Origin of the sequence: Flavivirga algicola (genome assembly GCF_012910715.1) — a bacterium.
Lineage (GTDB): Bacteria > Bacteroidota > Bacteroidia > Flavobacteriales > Flavobacteriaceae > Flavivirga > Flavivirga algicola.
Genome location: NZ_JABBHF010000014.1, coordinates 110,925 through 117,357 on the forward strand (window position 1 = coordinate 110,925; position 6,433 = coordinate 117,357).

The window sequence follows — 6,433 nt, forward strand, 5'->3', positions numbered from 1 at the left end:
ATGACTAAAATGAAACCTCAACTTGTTACAATATTGATATTGGTTTTAATCATGGCATGTCAGGGCCCGCAACGAGATCTCTATCCGGAAACCCTAACGGGACATCTGCAATTGCTGTCTTCAGAGAGAACAGGTATTGATTTTAATAATACCATTAAAGAGACCACTACCAAAAATATATTTTACTACAGTCAAATCTATAATGGGGCGGGTGTAGCCATTGGAGATATTAATAATGATAACCTGCCCGATATCTTCTTTTGTGGCAATGAGGTTAGTGACAGGTTATATCTAAATAAAGGACAATTTCAATTTGAAGACATTACAAAAAAATCCAGAATAGCAAAACATTCTGGCTGGTCATGGGGTGTAACCATGGTAGACATCAATGCAGACGGGTATCTCGATATTTATATTAGCAGAAATGGGGAATCCATGAAACTAGAAGACCGCAAGAACCAGCTCTATATCAATAACCAAGATCTCACCTTTACAGAATCAGCAATGGCCTACGGTCTGGCAGATGCAGGATTTTCTACTCAAGCAGTCTTTTTTGATATGGATAATGATGGCGATTTGGATATGTACCAGGTCAATCAACCAGCCGATTCAAAACTCTTCAAACGCTTCAAAATCCCAGAAGCACGTTATAAGTTCTATACGGACAAGTTGTACAGGAATGATAATGGCAGGTACCGAGATGTCTCGCAGCAAGCAGGTATTCAAAATACTTTGGCCTACGGTTTAAGTGTTAACGCGAGTGATTTCAATAATGATGGCTGGACAGATCTGTACATCGCAAACGATTATGACGAACCGGATTTCATGTACTATAATAATGGGGATGGTACCTTTAGAGATGTTGTAGACGATAAGTTAAAGCATGTATCCCGTTTTAGCATGGGCTCCGATACTGGGGATATCAACAACGATGGTTTGATCGATCTCATGACATTGGACATGGCTGCCGAAGACCATTACCGTTCCAAAACGAATATGGGGTCTATGAGTACCGAGGCATTCAACAAAATAGTAAATACGGGAGGACATTACCAATACATGTTCAACACCCTTCAAATCAATACGGGAGCAGGTAGTTTTTCGGATGTGGCCAATATAGCAGGCATTGCAAAAACCGACTGGAGCTGGGGTACTTTGCTGGTAGATCTGGACAACGACGGTTGGAAAGATATTGTGGTATCCAATGGTATTAAAAAGGATGTTAGGAATAATGACTTTGTTGACATTCTAAATAACCTCGACATAAACATGACGGCAGAGGAATTCTTTGGAAAAAGCAAACTGGCCCCTTCTTCGCCATTGCCCAATTATGTTTTTAAAAACAGGGGCGGTCTGGAATTTGAAAAAGTTACCAAAGACTGGGGCTTCGATGCCCCTAGCTTTTCAAGTGGCATTGCTTATGGGGACCTCGATAATGATGGCGACCTGGATATTGTTACAAACAATATGGATGCTCCAGCTTTTGTTTATGAGAACAAGGCCACGGGAAATTTTTTAACTATCGATCTGGAAGGCCCAGAAAACAATACACAAGGATATGGGGCCAAAGCGACCATTTATCACAACGGAAAAATACAAGTTGCAGAACACCATGTGACCCGCGGTTATTTTTCATCGGTAGAACCAGGGCTGTTTTTCGGTTTGGGCAAAGATGTTGAAATTGACAAGGTAGAGGTTGTATGGGCAGACGGAAAAAGAAACCTTTTTGAGAATATAGGAGCAAACAGAACCATAATGGCCAAGTACTCCAAGGCTGAAAAAACTATGACCAAAGGCTCTGATAAAACCAAAAAGCCTTTTGTTAGAATCAATGCCAAAGGTATTGGCCTGCCTTTTGTTCATAAAGAAAATGAATTTGATGATTTTGAAAAAGAAGTACTGCTGCCACATAAACTGTCCCAAAACGGTCCTTTTTCTGCCTCTGGAGATGTTAATGGCGATGGACTGGAAGACTTGTTTATTGGAGGGGCCATTGGAGAAAGTGGTATACTATATATACAACAAAAGAAAAACGGGACCTTCAAAAAAAACGTGTCACAACCTTGGGAAAAAGACAAAGACTCGGAAGATTTGGGCTGTTTGTTTATGGACATAGATGGTGATGGTGATAAAGATTTGTTTATAGCAAGTGGGGGCTCTGAATTTGAGAGAGGACATGCCTTGTTAAAAGATAGAATATACATAAACAATGGACTGGGAGAATTCACCAAGAGCGATAAGGCTTTGCCTGCAATATATGAAAGCTCCCAATGTGTAAAAGTCAGCGATATAGATTCTGACGGTGATCTGGACATCTTTGTTGGCACCAGGCTTATTGCCGATAAGTACCCTTTTCCCGCCAGTAGTTACCTACTGGTAAATGAAGGCGGGGTATTTGAAAAAGCATCTGATGGCATAGCCCCAAGCCTTGAAAACATAGGCATGGTTACCGATGCTGTTTTTACGGATATAGACGGGGACAATGACGATGATCTCATGCTGGTAGGTGAGTGGATGGAAATTGTGGTTTTAGAAAACGAAAAGGGCAAATTCATAAATAATTCGGAAAAGTATGGTCTAAACGATACCAGGGGTTTGTGGTGGTCTATCACGGCCAGCGATTTGGATAACGATGGCGACGATGACTATATTATTGGCAATCTGGGGAAAAACAATAAGTTTAAGGCATCAAAAGAACATCCTTTTAAGGTATATGCTAACGATTTTGACAATAACGGGATAAACGATGTCGTACTGGCAAAATATTACAAAAACGATTATGTACCGGTAAGAGGCAGGGAGTGTACCAGCCAACAAATGCCCTATGTTGCAGAAAAATTCAAAGATTACCACAGTTTTGCCTCATCCAAACTACTTGAAATACTTCCTGAAGACAAAGTGGAAAATGCCGTTATTTATGAAATTAGCAACTTTGAAAGTATTGTTTTGATAAACGATGCTGGCATGCTTAAAAGAAAACAGCTTCCTATACAGGCGCAGATATCTCCAATAAAATCGTCTGTGGTCTCAGATTTTAATCATGATGGGTTTAAGGATATTCTAATAGCAGGTAATCATTATGGCGTAGAAGTGGAAACAACACGATACGATGCAGGAATTGGAGCTGTTCTTTTAGGGGATGGCAAAAATAATTTCACCTATCTACCGCCTAAACAAAGTGGCTTTTATGTGCCTTACGACAGTAGGGATATTACCTGTATTAGACAGAGTAATAAAAACTTAATAGTTATTACAAATAACAATGGTCCAGTAACCATTTTTAGTAATAGAAATTAATACTTCTAGTGACCAATTTTTTATAAAAATAAAGCGTCTTTTTTAAGTGATGCTCCTTTTTTGACTACTAAAGTTCCATTAATAGGCAAAACAACGACGCTACATATCGTAAGAGGACCACAACAATACCACAACAAAATCGATGAAACACATATTTGTCTGATTTACAACAAGTTAATTTTATAAGAAAAATCGATGAAAACATAGAGTATTACCGACAAAGTGATAAAAATATAATATTTTATTCGATATGTATATTTTTTGTAGTGCTTGTTTTTAGCTGATTATCAATAGTTTGAATTTATATTTATGAATGTGACAATTCTAAATATTAACTAAACAAAACTATGATGAAAAAAATTACTTTATTACTTGTTCTTTTAACGGTATCTTTTGGATATGCTCAAACACTTCCCATGGATTTTGAAGGAACTCCAGTAACCAGTGACTTTATTGATTTTGACGGTGGTGGAGCTACCGTGAAAGCAAACCCACAAATGAATGGTATCAATACCAGTGCAACGGTTGTAGAACTGATAAGAAATGGCGGTCAGGTTTGGGCTGGTAGCAAAATAGTATTAGACAGCAAACTTGATTTTTCTACTAACAATGCTATTAGAATGAAAGTTTATACCGCAGCTCCGGTAGGAACCGCTGTTAACTTTAAAATTGAGGACGCAGCGGATGGTAATGTATTTGTTGAAGTTTCTGGTGTTACAACAGTACAAAATGCTTGGGAAACCATAGAGTGGGATTTTTCTGGAACTGCAAGTGGTACTTATGATGCGCTAGTATTTCTTTTCGATATTGGAAATACTGGAGATGGTTCGGCAACCTCAACTTTTCTATTTGACGATGTAGAGCAGTTTGATAATACAGGGGGGCTGGCTCAAATTGACCTACCTATAAATTTTGAAGGATCGACTATAAATTATACAGTTACAGATTTTGGAGGCAATGCTTCTAGCTTAGTTGTTGACCCTACAGATTCTGGAAATATGGTTATACAATCGATAAAAACCAGTGCTGCCGAAACATGGGCAGGTACAACGATTAGTACCCCATCAGGTTTAGCAACAGATATACCAATTACAGGATCCGACACAAAAATGAATGTCCGTGTTTGGTCTCCAGATGCAGGCATCCCAATCATGTTAAAAATTGAAACCGTTGGCGATCCTACCCGTTCTTGCGAAACATTAACCAGCACAGCTGTTGTAGCGGGCTGGAATACGCTTGAATTTGATTTTAGCAATGAAAGAGCAGGTACTGCAGCACTTAACTTATCATATGTTTATAATTTGGTTTCTATATTTTTTAATTTCGATGTCAGTGGTGCAACCGTAGGCAGTGACAAAACCTATTATTTTGACGATGTAAAATTTGGTGCCACTGTACTTAGCACAGAAGATTTTGATCTAGAGTCCTTCAATATTTTCCCTAATCCAACACGAGATCGCTGGACGGTTAAAACCAAAAATGCAAACTTAGCATCTATAAAAGTTTTTGATGTATTGGGTAAAAGCGTTTTATCACTATCTCCAGATTCTAGTGAAGCAATAATTGATGGTTCTGGCTTAAAATCAGGACTGTATTTTGCTCAAATAAAAACTGCTAATGGGACTAGTGGTTTGAAATTAGTTAAGAAATAGTTTCCTAATTAATTTAGTTTGTTGAAAGCGTGTGATTTTATGATCACACGCTTTTGTTTTTTGTGGCTGGCAAGTTTACATTAGTTATAAATATTTCTTTACTTTGTGTAAACCTTCACTGAGTTATGCTTGACGATATCTTAACAGCCATTCCCTTCGGAATAATACTAGCCTTTACAATTGGTCCTGTATTTTTTGTGCTCTTAGAAACAAGTGCTACTAAAGGTTTTCGAAGTGCTTTAATATTCGATCTGGGCGTTATATTTGCCGATATTATTTTTATTGTCATTGCATTTTATAGTACTAATAATCTAAGAGGGAAAATTAGTAACGACCCGAGTTTTTTAATTTTCGGAGGTGTTTTGCTAATTGTTTACGGCATCATTTCTTTTATAAAAACGTCTAAATCCTTTAGAGCTATTGTTAAAGAATATCACAAAGTTGAAATTCAAAAAGACTATGGTAAGCTTTTTGTAAAAGGCTTTTTGCTTAATTTTATAAATATAGGTGTTTTAATTGGCTGGTTGGGCTTTATGGTATTAGGGGATACATTAACAACATCAAAAAATGGTGATATTATTTTTATAGTTACCATGATTGTATCGTATTTCATTGCTGATATCATTAAAATCTTAGTCGCTAAAAGATTGAAAGCGAAATTAACACCCCGACTCATTTTTAAAACCAAAAAAGTAATTGCTATGGTTATTCTAGGTTTTGGAATTCTATTATTTGTTCAAGGTCTGTTTCCAGAAGCATACGAGAAAAACAAAGAAAAACTGGAACAAATAAACCCTATAAAAGAAAAGCTTCCAGAATAAATTTAAAGCTTTTTTGAGACATCATACCAATTTAATTATAAATGCCATATTAAAGCCAATTTAAAACAAACTCAGGCAGAGGGATTTGCTTTTCCTTAAATAAAAAATTTCTTTTTATAACACATTGAAAAAAGTAAAAACCCTTTCAATATTCCAATACATCTATTTTATCTTTAGCACAAAAACCCCTCATATAAATTCTAATAAAACATAAACCCCCCTTTTCGGGGGTCTACACATTATTTCATAGTTATAACTTTGCAAACAGCTTTTAATTATAGTGAGCACCAATTCTATAAATACGAAAAAATGACACAAAAATCACACCTACTATTTTTTGCACTTATAACAAGCTGCTATAGCTTAAATGCCCAATTTATAACAACATGGCAAACCACAGTAGCTAATCAAAGGATTACCATACCAACAAAAGTAGAGTCAACCTACAATTATACAGTAGACTGGGGCGATGGTAGTCTTTCCACCAACCAAACAGGAGATGCCACCCATACTTATACTAAAGCAGATACATATACTGTTACTGTTACAGGCGATTTCCCCAGGATTTATTTTAACAATGAAGGGAGCATGTTAAATATCCAAAGTATAGAACAATGGGGCAGCCAAACATGGACATCTATGGGGCGTGCGTTTTATGGCTGT

At 36.9% G+C, this 6,433-nt stretch carries 4 protein-coding genes; all 4 read left to right on the top strand.

The window, feature by feature from the left end; all coding sequences use genetic code 11:
* Positions 1 to 3,297 (top strand): VCBS repeat-containing protein, encoded by a 3,297-nt coding sequence (locus HHX25_RS19455; protein WP_169676890.1) that lies wholly within the window; start codon positions 1 to 3, stop codon positions 3,295 to 3,297.
* Positions 3,298 to 3,644: 347 nt separating this feature from the next.
* Positions 3,645 to 4,949 carry a T9SS type A sorting domain-containing protein gene (locus HHX25_RS19460; RefSeq protein ID WP_169676892.1) on the top strand — a complete coding sequence of 435 codons (1,305 nt, stop codon included), beginning with the start codon at positions 3,645 to 3,647 and terminating at the stop codon, positions 4,947 to 4,949.
* Between the two features lie 125 nt (positions 4,950 to 5,074).
* Entirely contained in the window at positions 5,075 to 5,770 is a 696-nt protein-coding gene (locus HHX25_RS19465; RefSeq protein WP_169676894.1) for a LysE family translocator, read from the top strand.
* Positions 5,771 to 6,079: 309 nt separating this feature from the next.
* Positions 6,080 to 6,433: PKD domain-containing protein (locus HHX25_RS19470; protein ID WP_205958075.1), on the top strand; the 354-nt coding region annotated here is incomplete at its 3' end.

Excerpts from the sequence above, each read along its gene's own strand:
- HHX25_RS19455 (WP_169676890.1), top strand. The coding sequence starts at position 1 with ATGACTAAAATGAAACCTCAACTTGTTACAATATTGATATTGGTTTTA.
- HHX25_RS19460 (WP_169676892.1), top strand. The coding sequence starts at position 3,645 with ATGATGAAAAAAATTACTTTATTACTTGTTCTTTTAACGGTATCTTTT.
- HHX25_RS19465 (WP_169676894.1), top strand. The coding sequence starts at position 5,075 with ATGCTTGACGATATCTTAACAGCCATTCCCTTCGGAATAATACTAGCC.